The organism is Caballeronia sp. Sq4a, assembly GCF_023170545.1.
Lineage (GTDB): Bacteria > Pseudomonadota > Gammaproteobacteria > Burkholderiales > Burkholderiaceae > Caballeronia.
Map to the genome: position 1 here is coordinate 153,384 of NZ_CP084251.1, position 22,919 is coordinate 176,302.

General features: G+C 63.8%; 15 protein-coding genes. 2 read left to right on the top strand and 13 right to left on the bottom strand.

What is annotated here, in order from left to right:
- Position 1 precedes the first annotated feature (1 nt).
- The 10 genes from LDZ24_RS14685 to LDZ24_RS14730 form a co-directional block, all read right to left on the bottom strand.
- A complete protein-coding gene (locus LDZ24_RS14685; protein ID WP_248322957.1) occupies positions 2-805 on the bottom strand; it encodes an AraC family transcriptional regulator in 804 nt (267 codons plus the stop codon).
- A gap of 10 nt (positions 806-815) precedes the next feature.
- Positions 816-1,157, bottom strand: coding sequence for an FKBP-type peptidyl-prolyl cis-trans isomerase (locus LDZ24_RS14690; RefSeq protein WP_248322958.1), 342 nt, complete (start codon positions 1,155-1,157; stop codon positions 816-818).
- 81 nt (positions 1,158-1,238) lie between these two features.
- Positions 1,239-2,672: a hypothetical protein gene (locus tag LDZ24_RS14695; RefSeq protein ID WP_248322959.1), complete on the bottom strand. Its 1,434-nt coding sequence runs from the start codon at positions 2,670-2,672 to the stop codon at positions 1,239-1,241.
- A gap of 128 nt (positions 2,673-2,800) precedes the next feature.
- Positions 2,801-5,158 carry a polysaccharide biosynthesis tyrosine autokinase gene (locus LDZ24_RS14700; protein ID WP_371747444.1) on the bottom strand — a complete coding sequence of 786 codons (2,358 nt, stop codon included), beginning with the start codon at positions 5,156-5,158 and terminating at the stop codon, positions 2,801-2,803.
- A 412-nt stretch (positions 5,159-5,570) separates the two neighbouring features.
- Positions 5,571-6,635, bottom strand: coding sequence for a glycosyl hydrolase (locus tag LDZ24_RS14705; RefSeq protein ID WP_248322962.1), 1,065 nt, complete (start codon positions 6,633-6,635; stop codon positions 5,571-5,573).
- 23 nt (positions 6,636-6,658) lie between these two features.
- Positions 6,659-7,849, bottom strand: coding sequence for a glycosyltransferase (locus LDZ24_RS14710; protein ID WP_248322963.1), 1,191 nt, complete (start codon positions 7,847-7,849; stop codon positions 6,659-6,661).
- Between the two features lie 44 nt (positions 7,850-7,893).
- Entirely contained in the window at positions 7,894-8,973 is a 1,080-nt protein-coding gene (locus tag LDZ24_RS14715) for a glycosyltransferase family 1 protein (RefSeq protein ID WP_248322964.1), read from the bottom strand.
- 10 nt (positions 8,974-8,983) lie between these two features.
- Positions 8,984-10,135, bottom strand: coding sequence for a glycosyltransferase (locus LDZ24_RS14720; RefSeq protein WP_248322965.1), 1,152 nt, complete (start codon positions 10,133-10,135; stop codon positions 8,984-8,986).
- Positions 10,136-10,706: 571 nt separating this feature from the next.
- Positions 10,707-10,886, bottom strand: coding sequence for a hypothetical protein (locus LDZ24_RS14725; protein WP_248322966.1), 180 nt, complete (start codon positions 10,884-10,886; stop codon positions 10,707-10,709).
- A 263-nt stretch (positions 10,887-11,149) separates the two neighbouring features.
- The gene (locus LDZ24_RS14730) at positions 11,150-12,415 is read right to left on the bottom strand and encodes a flippase (protein WP_248322967.1); all 1,266 of its coding nucleotides are present in this window, start codon (positions 12,413-12,415) and stop codon (positions 11,150-11,152) included.
- A gap of 838 nt (positions 12,416-13,253) precedes the next feature.
- On the opposite strand from LDZ24_RS14730, the gene LDZ24_RS14735 reads away from it, so the two are divergent.
- Positions 13,254-14,372, top strand: coding sequence for a sensor histidine kinase KdpD (locus LDZ24_RS14735; protein WP_248322968.1), 1,119 nt, complete (start codon positions 13,254-13,256; stop codon positions 14,370-14,372).
- A 61-nt stretch (positions 14,373-14,433) separates the two neighbouring features.
- Positions 14,434-15,795, top strand: a complete 1,362-nt coding sequence (locus tag LDZ24_RS14740) for a hemolysin family protein (protein WP_248322969.1) — start codon at positions 14,434-14,436, stop codon at positions 15,793-15,795.
- 46 nt (positions 15,796-15,841) lie between these two features.
- Here LDZ24_RS14740 and treY read toward each other — a convergent pair whose 3' ends face one another.
- From treY to treZ, 3 genes are read right to left on the bottom strand one after another with little or no spacing between them, the layout of a single operon-like run.
- The gene (gene treY / locus LDZ24_RS14745; protein ID WP_248322970.1) at positions 15,842-18,790 is read right to left on the bottom strand and encodes a malto-oligosyltrehalose synthase; all 2,949 of its coding nucleotides are present in this window, start codon (positions 18,788-18,790) and stop codon (positions 15,842-15,844) included.
- The gene (gene malQ, locus LDZ24_RS14750; RefSeq protein WP_248322972.1) at positions 18,787-20,994 is read right to left on the bottom strand and encodes a 4-alpha-glucanotransferase; all 2,208 of its coding nucleotides are present in this window, start codon (positions 20,992-20,994) and stop codon (positions 18,787-18,789) included. The genes treY and malQ overlap by 4 nt, the downstream gene beginning before the upstream one ends.
- Positions 20,991-22,898, bottom strand: coding sequence for a malto-oligosyltrehalose trehalohydrolase (gene treZ, locus LDZ24_RS14755; RefSeq protein WP_248322974.1), 1,908 nt, complete (start codon positions 22,896-22,898; stop codon positions 20,991-20,993). The genes malQ and treZ overlap by 4 nt, the downstream gene beginning before the upstream one ends.
- Positions 22,899-22,919 lie beyond the last annotated feature (21 nt).

Consider the following 22,919-nt stretch of genomic DNA (forward strand, 5'->3'; position numbering starts at 1 on the left):
ATCAGACGAGCGGGCTTTTTTGCGTCTGTGGCTCGCGCGGCGTCTTGAGTGCGCTGCTGCGCCATTGCCCCGGCGCGATGCCGAAGCGCTTGGAGAACGCATGCGTGAATGCGCTTTGATCCGCGAAGCCGACTTCGAGCGCGACGTGCGTGAGCGAGGCGCGCGGATCGGCGAGCAAGGTCAGCGCCGTGTCCAGACGCAGGCGATGCAGATAGCGATGCGGCGTCTCGCCGAACGCCTCGCTGAATAACTGGTGAAAGCGCCGCATGCCGAAGCCGCAATGCGCGGCGAGATCCGCGATGCGCAGCGGCTCGCAAAGATGCGCGCGCAGCCATCGGTCGATGCGCGCGAAGTCGAGGCCGCGCAACTCGGCATCGAGCGATGCGCCCGCGCCGGCCATCAAGGCGCCGCACAGATGCGTGGCTGCTTGCCAACCCAGACGCGCGGGCAGGGCGGTATCGTCGGTAGGAAGGCGCCCGGCGACGTTCGCGACGAGCTGCGTGACCGATGAATCGAGATCGACGGTACGCGCGCGCTCGAAGAAACGCGCGGGCACCGCGACCGATGACGCGGGAAGATCGAGCACGAGCTGGCGATTGACGCCTTCGGCCCAGTACTCGTGACGCGCGCCGGCAGGTATGATCCACGCGCGATGACGGTCGATGAGCGATTCGCCGCCATCCACCGCCATGCCCATTGCGCCATCGTAACCGAGCACGATCTGATGGAAGTCGTGCTCGTCCGATGCCTGCACCGCTTCATAGCGGCGCAGCGAAACGGTAGGGCGGGGGACCGGCGCGTTCATGCCGTGATGCTCAGACGTCGAGCAGTTCCACTTCGAAGACGAGCGTGGCGTTCGGCGGAATCACGCCGCCCGCGCCGCGCGCGCCGTAACCGAGTTGCGGCGGAATGGTGAGACGGCGCACGCCGCCGACCTTCATGCCCTGCACGCCTTCGTCCCAGCCCCTGATGACCATGCCGCCGCCGAGCACGAAGGCGAAAGGATCGTTGCGGTCCTTGCTGGAGTCGAACTTCTGGCCGTCGGTCAGCCAGCCGGTGTAGTGCACGCTGACGGTCTTGCCCGCGACGGCTTCGGCGCCTTCGCCGACCGTGACGTCTTCATACTTGAGACCGGAATCGGTCGTGACTGTCGACATTGTTTGCTCCTGGTTGCACGGCTCTACGCCGATGGTCGAAACCACCATTGTAGAGCGTAGCAACGAAGCGAGTCAGGGCGATCACGAGTGACGGCCGCGCGGATTCATGCGGCTGCCGATGCGCGGGCGGTTCGCGTTCATCGGCGAACCGACCCGGGCGCCGACGTTCGGACTCACGCTCACGCCGAATTCCGGGCTGATGTACGAAGGCTCCATCGCATGGCCCGGCATGACATCGCGCGTGTTCTTCCGTGCGAGCTTCAGCGCCCGCACGCGCACGTACGCCATCGCGATGAACGTCCACGGCGCGAGGTACGCGAACTCGGGCACCGAGACCATCATCATGGTCCAGGTCGCGACGCAGCACTGCCGCAGCGCCATGCCGCGCGCGTCCCAGTCGAGCTTGAACGCGGGGTAGAGCATCAGCGCGCTGATGCCGACAAGACCGATCACGCCCGTGTTGACGAGCAGGGTGGAGAACAGGTCGGTGGAGCGGATATAGCCGAAGCCGATGCCGAATAGCTGGTTCAGCGGCGATGCATGCACCCACAGGCGCAACGACTCGAAGAACAGCATGGCGCGGTCGGAGCCGGACTCGTTCTTTCCTTCGAGCTTGTCCATCACCATCTGCTGGAACAGGTCGGCGATATAGTCCTGCAAGACGAACGCGACCACCGCGAGTAGGAAGACGCCGATGAGCGCCTTGATCGGATTGATGCCGAGCTTGCGCATGCGAATGAGCGCGAAGACCGCATAGCCGATCAGCACCGTCGACGACGTGCTCATCACGAGCGACAGCCCGATGATCCACACCGGCCAGCGCAAGCGGGCCGTCGCGTTGAAGTAGATCCAGAAGGGGAAGATGGACATGGCGTACATCGACGGCTCGCCGGTCAGCGCTTTTAGACGCTGTATCGACATGCCGCCCGCGCTCACGACCTGGAACGAGCTGCCGTTCACGGTGCCGTCCGAGCGCACGATGCCGCGGCCGAACTGGTCGCCGAACGCGCGGTTCGAGATGAAGTCGCCGGGCGAGCCCGTCAGCACGTAGAACACCACTTCATAGATGCCGTAGAGGGCGAAGAGCGTCACCGCCGCGAAGATCCACTGGTCCCACGTCGGCCGGTAGTAGTAGTACACGTACGCCGCGTAAAGCACCACCGCCGCCACGTAGATGGACTGCGTGAACATGCTCTTGCGCAGGATGAACGTGACCGGGTCCTTGTCGTCGACGAGCGCGATCTTGCTGAAGTCCGGATCGAACGGCGCCATCACGTCCGCGAGTTGCGTCGTGCAGAGCATCAGGAGCCAGACGAGGATGGCCGCGCCCACGAAGTGCATGTAGTTCTTGCGCGAACGGCCGCCGAACAAAAGCACGAGCGGCACGGAAAGGAAGCACATGAGATAGCCGATCGTCGTGCCCTGAATGGACGGGAACACGAGGAACGACGTGACCGGCATCGCGAAGGCCCAGATGCGGTAGTACTTGTCGATCAGCGTTGCTTTGTCTTTCATCGTAGAGAGTGTGGCTGCGTCTTTTGTTTTGCCTGCCGTTGCCCGAAGGCCGTGCCCTGAAACGCAACGCCGCGTGGCAGGCACGCGGCGTTTCGCTCAGGCAATCATGCTGTGCGTCGAGACGACCATCAGTTCGCCGGCTTGAAGCTGCTCGTGTAGGCCGCCGCGTAACCATACGTGCGGCGGTTGCTGCGACGCTTCGGAATGGCGTTGAACACCGAGCCGACCAGACGTCCGCCTGCGCGCTGCACCTTCTTCACGGTCTCTTCGATCTCCTCTTCGCTCTGGATGCCCGAGCGCAGAACCAGAACCGTCGAACCTGCATCGCTTGCGACGATGGCCGCGTCCGTGACGGCGAGGAAGGGCGGGGTATCGATGAGCACGAGGTCGTACTGATCGCTCAGGCGCGCGAGCATGTCGCGGAAGCCCGGCATCATCAGCAGTTCCGACGGATTCTCCGGGTAGCTGCCGCACGACATGAACGAAAGCCCCGGCACGCCGACCTGACGAATGGCTTCGGCCGTGCCCACTTGACCCTTCAGCACTTCCGACAGACCGCCGGGATTCGACTGCTTGAAGAACGACGCGATGTGGCCGCGGCGCAAGTCGCCGTCGATCAGGAGCACGCGCAGGCCGATCTCCGCGAGCAGCACGGACAGATTCGCTGCGACGAAGCTCTTGCCCGCCGAGGGAATCGGACCGGTCAGCATCACGATGTTGTTCGGCGCGTTCACGAGGTCGCGGTACAGCTCCGTGCGCACCGCGCGCAGGGCTTCGACGGCCGGATCGTGCGGATAGCGCGTGGCGAGCACAAAAGCGTCGCGGTCGTTATCGCCGAGATTCGGCATGGTGATGTCGTCGTGCGCTTCGCGCTTGACGTGCGGCAACGCCTTCGGCGCGCTGCCCGTCTGCATGCTCGAAGACCCAAGCGCGTGACCCACAGGCGACACCGAGATCTCGTGATCGAGCAACTGCTGCTGACGGCTGAAGAGCACCTCGCCGAGCACCGGCACCGAGAGGCGACGTTCGACGAACATCGGATCGGTGACGCCGATCATCGCGTGACGACGCAGGAAGATGAAGAACGTGCCGACGAAGAAGCCGAGCGCCGTGCCCGCGACGATCACGAGCGGCTTGTTCGGCTTCACCGGACGATGCGGACGCAGCGCGTTATCGACGATATGCGCGCCGCCGCTTGTGCTGGCGCGACGAATCGACAGCTCTTCGGCCTTGTTCATCATGCCGAGATAGACGGTCTCCGCGACGCGCGCATCACGCGTGAGCTCGGCGCTTTGGCGTTCCGAAGCGGGCATGCTGTCGAAGCGCGACTGGATCTGCTTGTTAGTCTGCTCGTATTGCGCGATCTGCTGATCGAGGTTGCGAACTTGCGGGCTGTCCGGCGTGAAGCGCTGCAACGCTTGCGTGCGTTGCAGTTGCAGCATCGCGAGTTGCTGCATCGAGGTGATGCTGCCTTGCAGATATGCCTGCGCTTCGTTGATCGGCTGCACCGACTGCGACTTCGCGCGGAATGCGCTCAGGCGGCCTTCGGCTTCCTTCAGGTCGTGCTCGAGGCGCGGCAGTTCCGAGCGGATGAATTCGAGCGTCTTCGTATCGTTGGCCTGACGGCTCGCGACGGCGGCGGCGAGATACGCCTGACCCAGCGCGTTCGCCACATCGGCGGTTTGATCGGGATCGTCGCCGTTATACGAGATTTCGACGATGCCGGTGTCCTTCGTGGACTCGGCCACCTTGATCGACTTCAACAGCAGGTCGATGGCATCCAGCGTGTTGTAGCGCGTGACCGTGAAGTGCACGCCCGGATGACCGACCGCGCCCTCGACGAGCATCGACACGCCGTGCGCCGAAGCGGGGCGGCCGATCGTGCCGCGCAACAGCACGTTGCCGTCCGGGTCTTCGAGCTGGTACTGATTGTTGTCGAGCAGCGTGAAGTCGAGCTTCGCGTCTTCGAGCGACGGCGGAACGTCGAGACGCGCGATGCGCAGATCTTCGCCGCCCCACGCGTACGACTTCATGCCGAACCACGCGGGCGCGAGATGGCCGCGCTGGGCGAACATGCCTGCGATCCAGCCGAGCACCGGCATGGTATGCGGCTTGACCTTGATGTCGAAGTGGAACTGATTGACGACCGGCTCCAGCACCGAGCGGCTCTTCATCACCGAGATTTCAGCCGGCGCGAGTTGAGTGACCGGCGTTTGCTGCTGCTGCGCCTGCATCTGGTTTTGCGGCGCGATGCCGAGCGCGTTCGGATCCGGAGGATCGACACGCACCACGACGTCGGCCGAATAGATCGGTTCCGCGAGGAAAGCGTAAGCGGAGGCGAGCGCAGCGGCCGCGACGATGAACACCAGCAGCATGCCGATGTGATCGCGCAGCAGCTTGATCATGTCGCCCGCAGTGAATTCATTGTCGTCCTTGCCAGGACGCGAAGATCCGGAGTTGACGTATAGCGTGTTCAAAGGCGGCATCCTCTGTTTGAATGTTGAGCGTAGTTTTCCGGGCCAGACAAAAAAGCAAAGCCCGCGCGGTTGGCCGCGTTACGTCGTTCGTGTGTGTATCCGGCGTGGCCGGGAGAGTCAAAGGGCGTCAGGCGGTACGGCTCGTCGAGTTGCGCCCGAACGAGAAGAGCGCGAATCGGCAAGGCGCTCTATCGATCTGCAACGGCAGGGTGTTCGCCCCACGCCGTGTGTGCGAATCGACACCAATACGCCCGAGATACGTAGCGTCAGACTAATCTTCCGGCCGCGAAGTGCTTCCGTCTGTTAAGTAGCGAACCAAATATGAGCGTAATGACGGTTAGCGCACTTGCATCCGCGGCGCAACAGGCCATACTTACTGGTTTGGCCCGCGCGACATTCGTCACACATAACGTTTTTTCCGTTACGGCATCGGGTTCGCTTTGATGAAGTCGCGCACGACGTCGAAGCGCGGCTTGCGCGTCTGCCCGTCGTCGTGAATGACGCCGTAGTTTCCGTCGCCGCCGAAGCGCTGGTCGTCGTAAAGCTCGTAGAGCGTGACGTTCTGAATGTCGTAGGTCTTGGCCGCCTTCACGAAGCCCGCAAGCGCGTCCTTGCCGGTCAGGAAGCCGCCAGGGTCCGCGTGGTTCGGGCGCACGCCGAATTCCGTGATCCAGATGGGCTTGCCATAGCTATCGCGCAGACGTTCGAGCACATTGACCTTCTTCGGGCCGGCCGCCGTGATCGAACCCATGTTCGAATACCAGTGCCACGCGGTGATATCCCATTGAGGGATGGGATGCCCTTTGGTTCCGTCCGGCTGGGTGCCGGCAAAGAGCATGTCCGTGAAGCCGTAATGCAGCCATCCGAAGGACGTGAGCAGGATCTTCGCATCCGGGTTCGCTTCGCGTATGCCTTTGATAAGGCCGAGTATCGAGCCACGCGCTTTCATGAACCGCGCGTTGTCGTAATCCGACGGATGCTCGCCGCTGCGATCCGAGCCCAGGATGGTCCAGTTGTCGTACTCGTTGCCGACCTGATAGTAGGTGACGAGGCCTTTCAACACACGCCCCGCCGTCTTGCCGAGCACATAGCCGCGCTCGAAGGTCTCCTGCTCGTTCGCGCGCTTTTGCGGCTCGAACGGCGTCACAAGCGCGAGCACGCCGATGCAGGATTTCGCGGCCTGACGCGCGAAATCCGCGACGAGATGCGCGCTGTCTTCGCTCGACACGTCCTGTGCGTACATCGTGACGCCCAGATCGCGCAGCTGCGAAATCTGCAGGTCGAAGTCGGTCGTGCGATAAACGCCGCGATGTTCCAGATGACCGACGACGCCGTAGAACACGCCGTTCGTGCGATCACCGCAGTTCATCTTCGGGGCATCGGGCGGTGCGGACTGCACCGCGCCGGTTCGCGCCTGCACCACGGCAGAGCCGCACACGAGCGCGCCGACCAACGAGATTGCACCCCACAGCCTTTGCTTCAACATGCATCCCTCATGAGAAAACCAGATCAACCCGGAACATCGGAGTGCTGAGGCGATGCCGGATCGAATGCGCCGCGACACGGCATGGCGGGCAGCATTACGTTTTGCGCTTGCGCATCGAACGCTTCGCGCGAGAAGCGGCGACGGAAGCTGTTGGCCAGCGCGGTTATCGGCACATCCCGCGCGGCGAAGATGCGCTCGACGAATGCCTCATGATCGCCGGGACGGAAGAGCAGCGCATTCGGCAAGTACGAATCCAGCCCCGAGATACGCGACACGACGATGGGTCGCTCGGCCAGCACCGCTTCGATCATGACGAGCGGCACGCCTTCGAAAGCCGACGGCAACACGAGCGTATCGCTTGCGACGATGTACGGCAGCACGTCGTGCTTCGGCCCGACGATACGCACGCATGCGGACAAGACCGGGCTTGCATCCACCATCTCCGCAAGCCGCGCGGCATCCGGTCCTTCGCCGACGATCAGCACGACCGTATGTTTGAACGCGTCCGCGTGCCGCTCGATGGCTTCCATCAGGAAGTCCTGACGTTTCTGCTTGAAGTTGATGCGCCCGATATGCGCGATGATCGTCGTGCCATCGTCCGGCAAGCCCAACGCGGCGCGCGCGGCGGGCTTCGTCAGCATGGAACGGCTGAAGCGGTCGTCGACGTAGTTTTCGAGAATCATCGTGCGCGCCTGAGGCGCGAGCGCGCGCAGCTGGCCGCGCAGATGTTCGTTGAGCGTGACGAACTCGTCCGGCATGCGGTACAGCACGCGTTTGACGAGCCACTTGATCTTGTCGGTGACGCCGGCGTGTTCGGGCGCTTCATCGACGAGGGGCAGATAGCTCAGCGTCGGCACGCGCGCATAACGCGCGCCCAACAGCCCCGCGAGGCCCGATGCAATCGTGCCCTGTGCAATTAGCAGCTTCGAGAGATTGAGCGTGCGCAGCGTCGCTGCCGTCGAGCGAATCGCGCGCAAGAGCGCAAAGAGGTCGCCGCGAATGGCCTCGGCCGTATAAGCGAGCCCGACGGTGCGGACCTTCGGATGCTGGCGGCTCAGATCGCTGACATAACGGTAGAGGGCTGCGTTACTCCGCGGCACGAGAATGTGGAGCGTGTCGACATTCCCGCTCGAAATGAGCGCGAGCATGAAACGCTTGAGCATCTCCTCGTGCCCACCGTTGATGCCCGAATCGCAATAGATTCCAACGTTCACTGTGGTTCCCCTGTCGCACGCGTTGGCGCGCTTTGACATCTGCTTTATCGTCTATTTATGAACTGCATCAGCATTCGCGCGCTCTCCGTCCAGCGATACCGCTCCGCATGCACGAGCCCACGGCGTCGGAGCTCTTCGCTCAGTTGCGGCGAGTCCAGCAATTCACGCAGCTTCGCGGCGATGTCTTCCACCGAGAAGGGATCGCAGTAGATGGATGCATCGCCGCACGTTTCCGGCAGCGCGGCTGCGCGGCCGACGAGCGTGGGGCATCCATTGCGCATTGCTTCCAGTGGCGGAATGCCGAAGCCTTCATAGATCGAAGGGTAAAGAAAGCAGGCTGCATGCTGATACAGCGCCTTGAGCTTTTCATCGCTCACGTAGCCCGCTTGCTTGATGTTCGGCGCGCTCGACAGATCCTGCGCCTTGCCGAAGATCGTCGCATTCTTCATGCCGACGATCACAAGGTCGATGGAAGGATCGTTCAGGCGCATGAACGCTTCGACGAGACGCTTGAAGTTCTTCGTCGGATTCATGCTGCTCACGGCCAGAACGTAGCGGTTCGGCGTGAGCTTCAGGTCTCCGATGACCGACGTATCCGGCACGATATGATCCAGATGGTCCGCCGCGAGCGGCACGACGCCGATTCGCTTGGGATCCACGCCGACGTGATGCGCGAGACGGTCACGCGAGAACTCGGAGTTCGTCATCACGCAGCTCGAAGTACGCGCGAGAATCCAGAACATCACGCGGTACCACATGCGGAATTTCCACGAGAAATGCGCGGGCGTGTCGAACACCGCGGCATCGTGCATGTAGATGATCTGGTTCGGCCGGAAGATCGAGCCCGAGTTGCTGAGATTGACGATGCGCGAGCGCCCCGCGAACAGCGGCAGCACGATCTGCTCCCAGAACACGCCCTTGCCGAATCCGAGTTCGACGGTCGGCACGCCGTCCACCGGCACGAGGCCCGGCTGCGGCGGCACGGCCAGCGTCACATGCGAGCCCTCGGGCAGCTTCATCAAGGCGGCGACGAGTTCGCGCGCGACGCGCTGCACGCCGGTAGTCTTCTGGCTCGTGAAGCGGCCGTTGTAGACGAGCTTGTTTGGGGCGAAGGAGGTATTCATGTCTTACGCGTCAGAACTGTGAATCGGAGCTCGTCTCATACGATGCCACTTCATTCGCGCCGAGCGGTTCGCGCGAATGACGGTCCGAGCCGAACTCATACATCGAGAGCCACTGGCGGAAGATCGCGTCCATCGAAAAGCGTTTGCAAGCCGACGCGCGCGCTTCGGCGCCCATGCGCGCGCGCAACGCGGAGTCGTCGCGCAGACGCGCGATATAGCCTTCCATTTCTTCCTCGCTCTTCGCGACGAAGCCCGTCACGCCGTGCTGAACCACGTCGCGGTTTCCCACCACATCGGTGACCACTGCCGGAATGCCCGCCACCTGCGCTTCGATCAGCGCGATAGGCATGCCTTCCCAGCGCGACGTCTGCACGTAGATGTCCAGTTCCGATGTCAGCTCGAGCGCGCGCTCGCGCGTCACCCAGCCGCTGCATTCGACCGCGCTCTTCGATTGGCCCGGCAGTTCTTCGACATTGCCGCCGATCCACAGAAACTTGACCTGTGGCGCATGCAAGTCGGTCGCGAGCTTTACGAACGCCTCGTGATTCTTCTGGTACGAAGCGCGGCCACTCATGCCGATGACGAGCTCGCCGCTCGTCTTCTCGATGCGCGGCGGAATCTCGGCCACGTTCACGCCGTTCTCGATCATCCGTGCGTCGGGCGGCCTGACCTTCGTTTCGATCTCGCGCAGCTCGCTCGTCGAACAGGCGACGATGGTGCCGCCCATGCGCGCCGCGATGCGCTCGAACGTGAGATACGCGAACTGCTTGGCAGACGATACATCGCGGCGCAGGAACGAGAGTCCGTGCGGGGAATAGAAGACGCGTGCGCGCGGCGCGGCAATGCGAGCCGCGATGCGGCCTAGCACGCCGGCCTTCGAGGAATGCAGATGCACGACCGACGGATCGCATTCGCGCAGCGCGCGCGCCAGATCCCGCACGCCGTTGAAGTCGTTTTTCGGGTGCACTTCGCGGCACATGTTGACGTGCTTGAGTCTCACCGCGGGGTGGAAGAGCTTCTCGAAGTTCGCTGGGGTTTCCTGCCGGATGGAATGAAGGATCGTTACGCCGACTCCTGCGGCCGCTGCGCGGTTGGAAAGCTGGGTCAGCATCGAGAGAACCCCGCCTCCGAACGCTTCTGTTATATGGACGATCTCTTTCATGTTTGACTCTTCGAATAGCGTATTACCTGCGCCCCGCGGCAATCGCAATGGAGAAGAACAGCGGTCTTGTCGTTATCAATGGTCGGTAACCCACATATCGCCATGTGCAGCATGCTCTGACGGCAAAGGCGCATCCACGTTCAAAGGAAAACACAAAAAACAGAACTAGGCGCGCGGCATTGCTTATCGAGTGTGGTTTCGACCACTCGGTCGGAATGCGTCGCTGCGCACGCCGCCAGCCACTAGAACGTATCGTCTGTCTTCTGCTGTTGCCGCGTCCTTCGTGAGATGTGCCATCCCGTCAGCACTCGTCTGTCCGTCCGAGCAGGCGAGTCAGGTAATGCTCAATCGATCTTTCCGAACAGACAACGCAGGTACCTTCGCGCGCACGAATCGCCGCGCAAGCGAGGTTATCGAGTGTGCTTAAAAAATCCGTGCGGAAACGTAAAGTCCATTTGTCATGCAATCAGTCGAAACCGACCGCTTCGACGATAGCCTGTGCCGACACGCCGGGCATGTTACGCATTGCCGTGCCGGCCGACCCACGCGGACTTTACTGATGATGGTGAAGTCAGTTGACTTCGGGTTCTGTTTTGACGTCGGACATGGTCCGTTGTGCAAAGGCTATTTCGCATACGTCCAGCAGGATACGAAGATCCTTTACCGGCACCGCAGCGGATTGCATACGCAAGTTTTCAGCGCGCTCGACCAGCCTTTGCACGCGTTCGAACGATAGGTCGTCTGGTTTCATGCCACCGCTCACAATAAGGATTGATACCTAGTACCTTAAGCCCCGAATCATGATCCGTCCGTGCGCTCGCCCACATACACCGGTGCAACTTTCGGAGTAGCAGGCAAGCAAGATGCAAATGCTTCACCGAGCGACGTGCAGCTTTGGCATGTCGCCTGTGAAAGTTCTATAGCAGGACAGTGCAGGCAGAGTCGGGGTGCGAAGGAAAACCGGGGCTGTCAGGCAAGACAGCCCACGTGAAGACGCAGGAAACGGGCCAGGCCTCAACCCGCTCCACCGGGCGTCATGGGACGCTTCAGCAAGGGAACGCCTTCGAGATGCAGCGTGAAGGCCATGGCTGCGGCAATGGCCGTCTCCACGATGAGGACGGTTGCCGCCGCGCCCTGTTCGCCGAAGAGCATGGCCAGCACCGCGAGCAGGCTGAAGTTCAGAATCGCGGAGCCGATCAGCACGCGGCTGAAGTGCGACTTCATGCCGAGCGGAAGCATGGTCTGAACGCCGAAGAGATCGGTGAGGCCCGACATCAGCGGCACGAAGGCCATCCAGCGCAGCACGTCGACAGTGGGTGCGAACTGCGGACCGTACAGCAGCTTCACGGCAAGCGGCGCGCCGAAGAAAATGCCCACGGAGATGAGCGACACGATCGTGCCTTGCACGACGAACATCTTGCGCAGAAACGCGAACGCATCTTCGCGTGCGTGATGCATGAGGAAGCTCACGCGCGGATAAGCCGCCGTCTTGAGCGGCCTCAGCATGTTCAGCGCCGCGCGAATCAGCTTGTCCGCCGCGGCGAAGTAACCGCCCGCGACGTTGCCGGAGATGAACGTCAGCAGCACGATGTTGCTCGACGCATAGATGTCGACGAGCGATGTCGCCATGAAGACGCTCCATCCGTCTTTCAGGCGATCGATGACGGTCTTGAGCGAGACGTGAACGAAGTCGATATCGCGCCGGAAGTACAAGTAGATGCAGATCGCGATGCCCGAGCCGAGCGGCACGAGCGTGTTGACGAGCATGGCGTTGTTCACGTCGTCGTGATGACGCACGAAGAGATACATCGCGGGGATACTGAGCGCGCGGCCCACGAACACGAGCGCGCTGATCACGCCGAGATCTTCCACGCCCTGGAAGTACCACGTGGGAATGAGCATCGAGCCTATGGCCATGCCGAAACCGACGAGCAGCAACTGGCGATTCTCCGCGAGCGTCGGAACGACGAACGTCAGCACGAGCAGCACGAGAAAGCCGGCTACCGAGAGCGCCATCTGCGCATACATGGTCTCCCAGAAGATCTGGGAACGCACCGCGCGGTTATCGCGATTGATGGATATCTTGGGTGTGGCGGTCAGTGAGAAGCTGAAATTCGTGAGGGTGATGAAATAGGCCGTGAAGGCCATTGCGAACGAAAGCCGGCCATACTCGCTCGGGCCCAGAACGCGTGCGAGCCACGGCAGCGTCAGGAGCGGTGCGAGGTACGTCGATACCTGCAACGTCATCAGAATCGTGAAGTTCTTTCGAAAAGATGCCATTGAGCGATTTTTCCCGGCTTGAGTGCTGCGCTTGATTTCGATGACGCAAAAAATGCTGACTCATACGTGACCCATGCATGTTCGCCCTTTCGGCGAGCCATTGCCTGACAACGCATCGGACGAATAGTTTCGTCGGACGCGCGCGTTGCAGCGGCAGAACGTAGGCCGAAGAAGGTGAAGCACCCGCGTCGTGGCCTGACGGCGAGTGAGCGAAGGAACATGCGAGGTAACGATGCAACGACATGACCGAGTCGCGTCAGTATCGCACCACGGGGCACGAGTATGACGCGGACACAAGTAACGCGTATTTAACAGGAAAAAAAAGAATTGTTCAGTGGGTTGCCACACGCACGAACCGGCGCGCGTGTGCATGCGCGACGCAAGGGAGCGAAGCGCTGGGGTGGAAGCGTCGGCGAGGATGTCGACTGAACAGCGTCCCGTGCGGCAATACATGGATTCGCGCTCGCGCCCGATGAGCGAGCGCGCGTCGAGGACATAAAGTCATTGCGCTATCGAGAACCGCAGCATAGACCTTTCTCTGAAGCAGCGACGTTCGACGACGCACGCTCGGCGCACGGCCGTGCATAAAACGCAAGGCGAAAGCCGTGTCACGCACGCCGCTTGCTCATCGGGCAGGGGATTGCCGCGAGCCGGGATGGACGCAAGTGGCGCTGTTTCTCGCCGCATGCGCGTTCGGCGCTCACATATAATGGGCTGACGATAGGGCTACACAGATTGGCCACACGGCTTGCATCGCTCAGGGCGCTCATCGGCGACGGGCACGCATCGGCTCCAGCGTCATCAACTGCAACATCGATACATGCAAGGACTAACAACCGTGACCACGTCTTTCTCAAGTACGGTCGAACGCACAGGCGCGCAGTCCGGCGATCCGGTCGTCGCAGGTAACGACGGCGTGCTGGTGCTGGACGCGGCGCTGCGCTGCGTCTCGGCCGACGCCACCTTCGCCCATCTCTTCGAACTGGACGCCGCGGGCCTCGCTAATCGCGCGCTCGCCGACACGCCGCTGCCCAAGCCGCTCGCCGCCGCGCTCGGCGAAGCCGCCGACGCCGCGCTCGCCGGCAACGGCATCAGCCGCGCGCGGGTGACGTTCGATGACGATGCCGCCTCGCGCAGCTTCACCATTCTCGCGTTGCCATCGGCAGGAGCGGTGACGGTCGTGGTCTCGCCTTCGGCCGATGCGTCGCAGGACGTGGCGCCCGGCCGCATCGCGCACCTTCGGGCGGAGGCTGCGCTCTTCATGCGCGATCACGTGCTGTCCATCGTCTCGCATGACCTGCGCGGGCCGCTCAATGCCATTCACAGCTGGGGCTACGTGCTCGAACGCAAAGTCGACGCCAAAGATCCCGCCGCGCAACGCGCGCTGACGGGCATTCGCTCCGGCGTCGAGCAGCAGGTCAAGCTGATCGAGCAATCCGTCGATACCACCCGCGCTGAAACGCGTGCCGTCGCGCTCTCGCTGGCGCCGGTGGCCGTGCGACCGCTGCTCGACAAGAGCGTGACGCTCGCGCGTGCGAGCATTGCGCGCTCGCGTGGCATCAGCTTCGCGGTGGAATCGTCGTTGGCCGAAGAGCAGGTCGAAGGCGATGCCGAGCGTCTCACTCAAATGCTGTGGCTCATGCTCACGTTCGCCGCGGAAGCGAGCGCGCGCGATGCGAGCGTGCAGGTGTCGAGCGTCATGGAAGGCGGCATGTGGCGCACGGACGTGCGCTTCACGACATCGGCGCAGGCGCTGACCGATGCGTCATCCCCGCACGCGCTCGAAGCATTCGCGCGCAGGCAGGCGCTCGAACCGCGCGAGGCTGGTCGCATCGCGTGGGGGCTCGCGCTTTGCAAGCGCGTTGCCGAGGCGCACGGCGGCGGCTTCGAGCACGCGAATATCGTCGACGGCCAGGAGGCCGTGCTGTCGGTGCGTATCGCGGTCGCAGGAATGTAAGTTGACTTTCGATTACCTGTCGCCCATATACTGACACTTTCCATTTTCGAAGAGAGTTGCTTTGGCTCAGGTTGTCGCGCTGATCGGCGCATTGTTGTTGGTCGCTCTCAACGGCTTCTTCGTTGCGGCGGAATTCGGCCTCGTCAAACTGAGGGCGACGCGCGTCAAGGCCATCGCGCGGACCAACGGCTTGCCCGGCCGCCTGCTCGCCAAAGTGCACGGGCAGCTCGACGCCTATCTCTCCGCATGTCAGCTCGGTATCACGCTGGCATCGCTCGGGCTCGGCTGGATCGGCGAACCGGCATTCGCCGCGTTGCTGCATCCGCTGTTCGCGCTCGTCGGCGTGCATTCGGAGCAGGTGATCGAGTCCGTCTCGCTGTTCTTCGCGTTCTCCGTCATTTCGTTTCTTCATATCGTCGTCGGCGAACTCGCGCCCAAGTCGTGGGCCATTCGCCGCGCCGAACAGGTCGGCTTGTGGCTCGCCACGCCGCTCTACGGTTTCTACTGGCTCATGTACCCGTTCATCTGGGTGCTGAACACGAGCGCGAATCTCGTGCTGCGGCTTTTCGGCATGTCCGGCGAGCACGGTCACGACGCGCATTATTCGACCGACGAACTCAAGCTGATCCTGCGCGGCCGGCGTCATGGCGGCGCGTCGTCGTATAACGCGGACGAGTGGAACACCATCGCGCATTCGCTCGATTTCAGCCGCATGACGGTCTCCGATCTGATGCGGCCCGCGCACGAACTCGTCGGCCTGCGCAACGACTTGCCCGCCCGCGAGAATCTCGCGATCATTTCGCGGCATCGCTTCAGCCGCTATCCGCTGTATGCGGACGCTTCCGGCGAGCGCGTGATCGGCATGGTTCATCTGAAGGACTTGCTGCTGGATCGCGGGCTGGCGAGCCGCACGTTCAGCTTCAGCATCACGAAGGACGCGAGCAAGCTGGAGAAGCTCTCGCGCTATGCGCGGCCGGTGCAATACGTCGCGCCGAATCTGTCCGCGCTCGAACTCTTCCGGCGCTTTCGCAAGGGCGCGCCGCATCTCGCCATTGTCGGCAGGAAGGGCGCGAAGCCGATCGGCTTCATCACGCTCGATAACCTGCTCGGCGCGCTCGTCGGCCAGATTCACGATGAATTCCGCCAGGGCGACGCGGACTGGTCGCGCATGGACGACGGCACGCTGATGGGCAAGGGCTCGTTGCCGGTGGTGTCGCTGGAGCGCGCGCTCGGTATCGATATCGACGAAGGCCGCGCGGAGTCGGTCGGCGGGCTCGTCATCAACGCGCTGGGCGATCTGCCGTCGGAAGGGCAGCGCGTGGGCTTCGACCGCTTCGATATCGTCGTCAAGAAGATGAACGGGCCGAGAATCGTGCTCGTTCGCGTCTATCCCCGCGAAGAGGCGCTCGAAGGGGCCGAATAAAGCGTGGCCGCGAGCGGGCGCCCGCGGCCATTGCAACATCATCCTATCAACCGCCCGGAACGCCTTCCTCCACCAGCAACGCCACCGGCATCACGCCGAGCACGTCGCGCACGAACAACCGCTCGCCGTCGGCCTTCGGCGCGCTGGGACTGAGCCAGTCGAAGAGCGCGCGCAAATGCAGCGCTTCCGGGAGCACGATCGACGTATCGCCCCAGACCGAAGGCTCCACCAGCGGCACATCGCGCTTATCGCCGAGCAACCGCGCCGCATGCCGCGTCGCAACGACGATCGCATACGCGCTGCCCGCATGCCGCGCATAGGCGATCACATGCTTCGCGTGTTCGCCCTGCACGGTGAGCGGCACGTAGTCGCCCTGCGCGAACAGCGACTCGCAGTGCTTGCGCAGCGCCAGCGCGCGCCGCACCAGCCCGAGCTTCACGCGGCCGTCGCGCCAGTTTTCCATCTGCTCGGACGGCGGGCCTTTTTCGTCGATCTCTTCGAGCCACTTGCGGCGCAGCGCGTAATCCACCGGACGCCGATTGTCCGGATCGACGAGACTGAAATCCCACAGCTCGGTGCCCTGATACAGGTCCGGCACGCCCGGCGACGTGAGCCGCAAAAGCGTCTGCTGGAAGCTGTCGATGGCGCCGAGCGACCCGAGGCGCTCGACGAACTTCGATAGCTCCTGAAGAAAGCCGCTGCGGCGCTGCGGCGCGACGATATCGAACAGGAAGTCGCGGCACGCCTGCTCGTAGGCTTCGTCGGGCGCGAACCAGCTCGTGCGCAGCTTGCCTTCGCGCAATGCCTTCAGCTGCCATTGCGCGACGCGTTCGGCGAGTTCCTGCACGCCCGCTTCGTCGTCCGGCGAGAGCGTGAGCGGCCAGCAGCCGACGAGCGTCTGATACAGCATCGATTCGGCGGCGGGACCGGGCGCCCAGTCGTGGCTGTCGCTCGTTTCGTTGTGGCCGCCGTTCGGCCCGCGCCGCAACGGTGCGTTCAGCGTGGACCACGCCTTCTGCGTCGCGGCCCACTCGTCGGGAATCTCGCTCAATGCGGCGATGCGCGCGCGCACGTCCTCGCCGCGTTTGTGGTCGTGCGTCGCGGTGCAGAGCATCGCGTGCGGGAAGGAGGCAAGCCGCTCGCGATTGGCCTTGTGGAACTCTTCGAGCGACAGCGAAAACTCGCCCGGATCGGCGCCCACTTCGTTGCGAGAGATGAGGCGGCCGTAGCGATAGCACGCCGTATCCTCGACCGCCTTCGCCGCGACAGGCGAGGTGAGTTGCGAGAACAACGTCTGCGCCGCGCGCCGCTGCGACCCCGCGGATGCCTGCGGGTTCTGATTCGGGTTCTGGCCTTGCCCCGCGTGAACCTGCGTGTGATTGCGGTCGCGATTGCGTTCGGCTGCGCGATCCCGCTGACGGTCGTTCTTGTCGCCGCGCTCGTGCTGCGCGCCGTCGTCGGGCAGCTTGCCGCCGAGCCATTGCGCGACCTGATCGAGTATGACGTGATCCGCGCGCGCCAGCGACGCGCGGGCGGCTTCGAGCGCCTGCGAGAAGTAGCGCTCGTCCTCGGGACTGCGCACGCCGCCGACCGGATAGATGCGATACACCGGGAAATGCACGACGAGTTCCGCCACCACGCGGCGAATCGACGTGAACGTGTAATCGCGCGTGGTCTGCGCATCGCGTGCAATGCGATGCAGCGCCCGCGTGACGCGATCCAGTTCCGCCGACAGGTTCTCCGCGAGAATCTTGCGGCGCGCGATCAGCGCTTCGTCCGCGAATTCGCTGCTCTTGCCCGTGATCTCGGCCCACAGCGCGGCAAGCGGCTCCGCGCCCGCCGGATCATGCAGGAGCGCGCCGACGTCGTTCATGAAGTCGTAGCCGGTCGTGCCGTCCACCTGCCAGTCGCGGCGCAAGGGCTCGCCGCGCGCCAGAATCTTTTCGACGACGAAATACGTGTGGCCATTGCCGTTGCGCAACGCTTCGGGCCGCTCCGCCGACAGTTCCTCGAGCCGCGCGCGCAGGCGTTGGCAATACTCGCGCGGTTCCGCGAGACCATCGACGTGATCGATCCGAACGCCGTCGATCAGCCCTTCGGTGAAGAGCCGGAAAATCAGCGCATGCGATGCCTCGAACACTTCCGGCCGCTCCACGCGCACGCCGCCGAGCGTGCTCACGTCGAAGAAGCGCCGCCAGTTCACTTCGTCCGCTGCCGTACGCCACCATGCGAGCCGGTAGTGCTGGCGCTCCAGCAGCCGATGCAGACGCTCGCGGCCCGCCGGCGTTTGCGGCGAATGCGCGGCGAGCACCGCTTCGATCGCGGCCCGGCCGCCTTCCGTGTTCGCGATGGTCACGAGCGCCGTGCGCGCCTCGGCGGCGCGCGGCTGATCGACGGGCTGCGTCGTCAGGCCGGCGAAGCGTTGCGCAAGCTCGGGCGCTTCCTGAAGCACGGCGGGGTAATCCACCGGACACACCGGAAACACATGCGAGTAATACTCGATGACGAAGCGGCCTTCGTCCTGACGATACGCGAGCTTGATCTTGCCGCCTTGCAGCTCTTCGCCGTAGGCCGCGCCCAGAAAAGGCGCGAGCACCTTGCCGCGCAACGCGGGATCGGGCGAGTGCCAGTCGACGTCGAAGAAGCGCGCATGCGCCGCGTGGCGTCCCCATTCGAGGATGTCCTGCCACCACGCGTTCTCCGACCCGCCGACGCCCATGTGGTTCGGCACGACGTCGACGATCAAGCCCATGTCATGCGCGCGCAGTTTTTCGACGAAGCGGCGCAAGCCTTCCTCGCCGCCGAGCTCGGGGTTGACCTTCGTGTAGTCGACGGTGTCGTAGCCGTGCGTGGAACCGGAGGTCGCGGTCGTGATCGGCGACGCATACGCGTGGCTCACCCCGAGCGACGCGAAGTAGTCCACTTGCGCGGCGGCGTCGTCGAAGGTGAAGTCCTTGTGAAGCTGAAGCCTTAGCGTGGAGCGCGGTACGGTCATGGTGTTTCGGATTTGGGTGTGTCTGAGTTGTCAGGGCGCACGGCGCGCTTGCGGGCTGAATCGACGGCGAGCAGACGGTCGCGGAACGCATCGTCGTTCATCATCTCGTCCACCGGCAGCGCGAGACGCCGCCTCCAGTTCGGATGCTCGTCGATGGAACCGGGCAGATTCGGCTGCTCCACGAGTCCGAGCAGGTCTTCGAGCGGATACGTGACGAGCGGCGCGGGCGTCATGCCGACGAAGGCCAACGCTTCGTCCACCGGCGCATTGTCGACGGAAGGCGGCGGCACGTCTTTCGGCGCGATGCCGGCTTCCTGAAACGCCTGCCACAAATGCCCGCGATCGACGCCGCGCTCTTCCATCGCCGCCTCGACCGGATCGCGGCCATCGGCGCGCGCCATCGTCTGGCCGATCTTCGAGCGCCATTCGATGTCTTCGCCGCGCCACCATCCGTTGACGGTCGGCAGGTCGTGCGTCGTCGTCGTTGCCGTCACGCCATCGCTCCACTCGCCCGGCGGCTTGAATCCTTCGCCATCCTGAGCACGTTCGAACCAGAGTACCCGTATGCCTAGCAAACCCTGCTCCTGCAAGCGCTCGCTGAAGCCCGGCGGCACGGTGCCGAGGTCTTCGCCGACCACGATCGCGCGATGCCGCCACGATTCCAGCGCGATCAGCCGCAACAGGTCTTCGAACGGATAACGCAGATACGCGCCGTCTTTCGCGCTTTCGCCTTCGGGCACGAGCCAAAGGCGGCGCAGCCCGAGAATATGGTCGATGCGGATGCCGCCCGCGTGCGCGAACGCGGCGCGCAGCATGTCGATGAACGCGGCGAAGCCCTGCATGCGCATGGCGCGCGGCGAGAACGTCGTGAGTCCCCACGACTGCCCGGCCTGATTGAAGAGATCGGGCGGCGCGCCGACGGACACGCCGGTCAGCATGTCGTCGCGATACGACCACGCGTGACTGCCCGCGCTATCGCAGCCGACCGCGAGATCCGCCACGAGACCGACCGCCATGCCGGCATCGCGCGCGGCGTGCTGGGCGTGCGCGAGTCCCTTGGCCGCGAGCCATTGCGTGAAAAGATAGAAGTCCACTTCGCGCCGATGCGCCTCGGCGAACGCGGTCACCGCTTCGCTGCGCGGGTCGCGCAGTTCCTCGGGCCAGTTGCGCCAGTGGCCTTCGCCGTTCTGCGCGATCTGTTCGGCTTGCAGCGCCTCGAAGCGCGCATGGTCCAAGAGCGCGCGGCCGCCTTTCTCGACGAACGATGCGAAGTCCTTCGCGAAGGGCGAGCCGTCGTCTTGCGAGAAGCCGTCGAAGAGGGCGCGCAGCACGGCCACGCGCGCCTTCATCAAACGCGGCCAGTCGATCAGCGGCAGTCCTTCGAGCGCGGTGAGTTCATCGGCGACGCCGGACTTTTCGATCGCGGCGCGCGCAGCCGGCGCGCCCAGGACGGCGGCCGGATCGATATGCGCGATGTTGACGAAGAGCCGCGACGACGGCGAGTACGGGCTGCACTTGTTCGGCTCGGCGGTGAACATGGCGTGCATCGGGCTGATGGCGAGCGCGTGGCTGCCTTGCTTCGCCGCCTGCGTCGCGAGCGATGCGAGCGCGGTGAAGTCGCCCACGCCGCCGTCGCCGTTGCGGCGCAAGCCATACACCTGCGCGGCGATGCCCCAGAGCGGCGGCGCGACTTCAGCGTCGCCGGCGTCGTCATGCAACGCGCGCCATGCGTCATCGACCGTATAGCAGCGCGTCGGCGCGACGGCGAGCGTCGTGCGATGGTCGTTAATGACGAGCGTGTGATAGCCCGGCTCGGCAATCGGCGCGAGCAGCGCGGTCTCGCCTTTGGGCGACGTGAAGCGCCCGTCGATGATCTCGCCGTTCTCCAGCTCGACGCGATAGCGCGCGCCCGATTTCGCCGCCGCCGCCGGCAGCGCGATGCCGCGATCCACTTCCGCCGTGATGAGCGGCGGCAGCTTGCGGCCGCTCATTTCGGCATCGACGGCGGCCATGCTTTGCTTGATCTGCGCGGCGTTGCCGCACGGCAGGCCGAGCTTTTCGAGCAGGATGCGCAGCGTGTTTTCCGGCACGCGCTGCGTCTTCTTGTGCGCGTCCTGCCACTCGACTTCGAAACCCGCGCGCTCGGCGAGGGTTTCGATCGACGAGCGCGGGCGCTCACTTTTGCCTTGATTCGCGGCGCTCACGAGCGTTGTCCTTCAGTCGGTTCGAAGCGGCGCGCGTCGTGCGCGGTCGCGTATTCGTTCACTTCGCCGGTCAGCCACGCGACGAACGTGCGGCCGCCCAGTTCGCCTTCTGCCGTGCGATCCTGCGCGCGCGGCGGCGTCTCGAAGATCACCTTGCCTTGGGGTGCATCGGAAGGTGCATCGGAAAGCGCGACGGGCGCATCGGCCAGATTCAGCGCGATGGTGAGCGTCTCGCCGTCGCCGAGCTTCCAGCGCGCGACGAGCGCCTTCTCGCCGAGCACGTTCGCGCCGAGCGCCTTCGCGCCCTTCAGACGCGGCGTGATGAGCTTCGCGCGCACCGTCAGCCCCGAGCGATAGAAATGCAGCCATTCGAGGCGATCCAGTTCGTCTTCCTTGTTCGCGATGTTCGGCGAGGACATCTCGAAGGTGCGCTTGTCGTTCGGATCGGGAATCTGCGCGCGGCGCTTTTCATCCGTGAACGCGGAGAACTTCGCGAATTCCTTGCGACGCCCTTCGCGCACGGCGTCGGCCAGTTCATCGTGATAGTCGGTGAAGAACAGGAACGGCTGCTTCGAGCCGTATTGTTCTTCCATGAAAAGCATCGGAATCTGCGGCGAAAGCAGCAAAAGCCCGGTGGCCGCATAGAGCGATTCGTCGTCGGTCAGCGCGCGCAGGCGATCGCCCATCGCGCGGTTGCCGACCTGATCATGATTCTGCAGAAACATGACAAAGGCCGTGGGCGGCAAGTGACCGCTCGGCTCGCCGCGCGGCGCGCCGTCGTGAATCGGCGACGGATCGCCCTGATACACGAAGCCTTCGGACAGCACGCGGGCGAGCTTCTGAATGGGCTCTTCCGCATACGCGCCGTAGTAGCTCTCGTTTTCGCCCGTGAGCAGCACGTGCAGCGTGTTGTGCGCGTCGTCGCTCCACTGCGCGTTGAAGTGGTTTTCGAGCAGGCTCGCCGTGTTGTGCTCGTTCTCAAGCACCAGATGCACGTGACGTCCCGCTTCCACGGAACTGCGCACGCGGTCCGCGAGTTCGCGCAGCCATTCGTCGTCGTTGATCGCATGCACCGCGTCGAGGCGCAGTCCATCGAAACGGTACTCGTTGAGCCAGTACAGTGCGTTGTCGAAGAAGAAGTCGCGCACTTGCGGACGTTCGAAGTCGATGGCCGGGCCCCACGGCGTGTTCACGCCTTCGCGGAAGAAGGTCTTCGCGTAGGCGTGCAGATAGTTGCCGTCCGGGCCGAAGTGGTTATAGACGACATCGAGAAAGACCATTAGCCCCAAGCCGTGCGCGGTGTCGATCAGTTGCTTGAGTTCTTCCGGACGGCCATACGCGGAATCGGGCGCATACGGCAGCACGCCGTCATAGCCCCAGTTCCGCGTGCCGGAGAAGTCGTTGAGCGGCATCAGTTCGATGGCCGTGACGCCGAGTTGCGCGAGTTCCGGCAGACGCGCGGTGACGCCCGCGTAGCCGCCCATCGCGCCGACGTGCAGCTCGTAGAGCACGGTCTCTTCCCACGGCCGGCCATGCCAGTTCGTATTCGTCCAGCGATAGGCGCGCGGATCGACCACTTCGCTCGGACCGTGCACGTCTTGCGGTTGAAAGCGCGATGCCGGATCGGGTACGGCGAGGTCCGCATCAAGACGATAGCGATACAGCGTGCCCGCGCCGCCATCGGCTTCGGCTTCGAACCATCCGTCGCCGGCCGGCTGCATGTCGACGAGGTCGGGCGTCGTGTTGCCGGGGCGTTGAATCTCCACTTGAACGTGGTCGCGGGAAGGCGCCCAGAAGCGAAAGCGCGTGCGCGGATTGTCGCCCGCCGCGCCGGTGAGATGCGCGCCGAAAGGAAGGCAATGCGCGTGGTGATGCTGATGAGGATCGATCGGACGTTCGGACATGATTGAGTGCCAGGTTTGCTT

Excerpts from the sequence above, each read along its gene's own strand:
- treZ (WP_248322974.1), bottom strand. The coding sequence starts at position 22,898 with ATGTCCGAACGTCCGATCGATCCTCATCAGCATCACCACGCGCATTGC.
- LDZ24_RS14730 (WP_248322967.1), bottom strand. The coding sequence starts at position 12,415 with ATGGCATCTTTTCGAAAGAACTTCACGATTCTGATGACGTTGCAGGTA.
- LDZ24_RS14690 (WP_248322958.1), bottom strand. The coding sequence starts at position 1,157 with ATGTCGACAGTCACGACCGATTCCGGTCTCAAGTATGAAGACGTCACG.
- LDZ24_RS14700 (WP_371747444.1), bottom strand. The coding sequence starts at position 5,158 with ATGCCGCCTTTGAACACGCTATACGTCAACTCCGGATCTTCGCGTCCT.
- LDZ24_RS14725 (WP_248322966.1), bottom strand. The coding sequence starts at position 10,886 with ATGAAACCAGACGACCTATCGTTCGAACGCGTGCAAAGGCTGGTCGAG.
- LDZ24_RS14695 (WP_248322959.1), bottom strand. The coding sequence starts at position 2,672 with ATGAAAGACAAAGCAACGCTGATCGACAAGTACTACCGCATCTGGGCC.
- LDZ24_RS14720 (WP_248322965.1), bottom strand. The coding sequence starts at position 10,135 with ATGAAAGAGATCGTCCATATAACAGAAGCGTTCGGAGGCGGGGTTCTC.
- LDZ24_RS14715 (WP_248322964.1), bottom strand. The coding sequence starts at position 8,973 with ATGAATACCTCCTTCGCCCCAAACAAGCTCGTCTACAACGGCCGCTTC.
- LDZ24_RS14685 (WP_248322957.1), bottom strand. The coding sequence starts at position 805 with ATGAACGCGCCGGTCCCCCGCCCTACCGTTTCGCTGCGCCGCTATGAA.
- treY (WP_248322970.1), bottom strand. The coding sequence starts at position 18,790 with ATGACCGTACCGCGCTCCACGCTAAGGCTTCAGCTTCACAAGGACTTC.
- LDZ24_RS14705 (WP_248322962.1), bottom strand. The coding sequence starts at position 6,635 with ATGTTGAAGCAAAGGCTGTGGGGTGCAATCTCGTTGGTCGGCGCGCTC.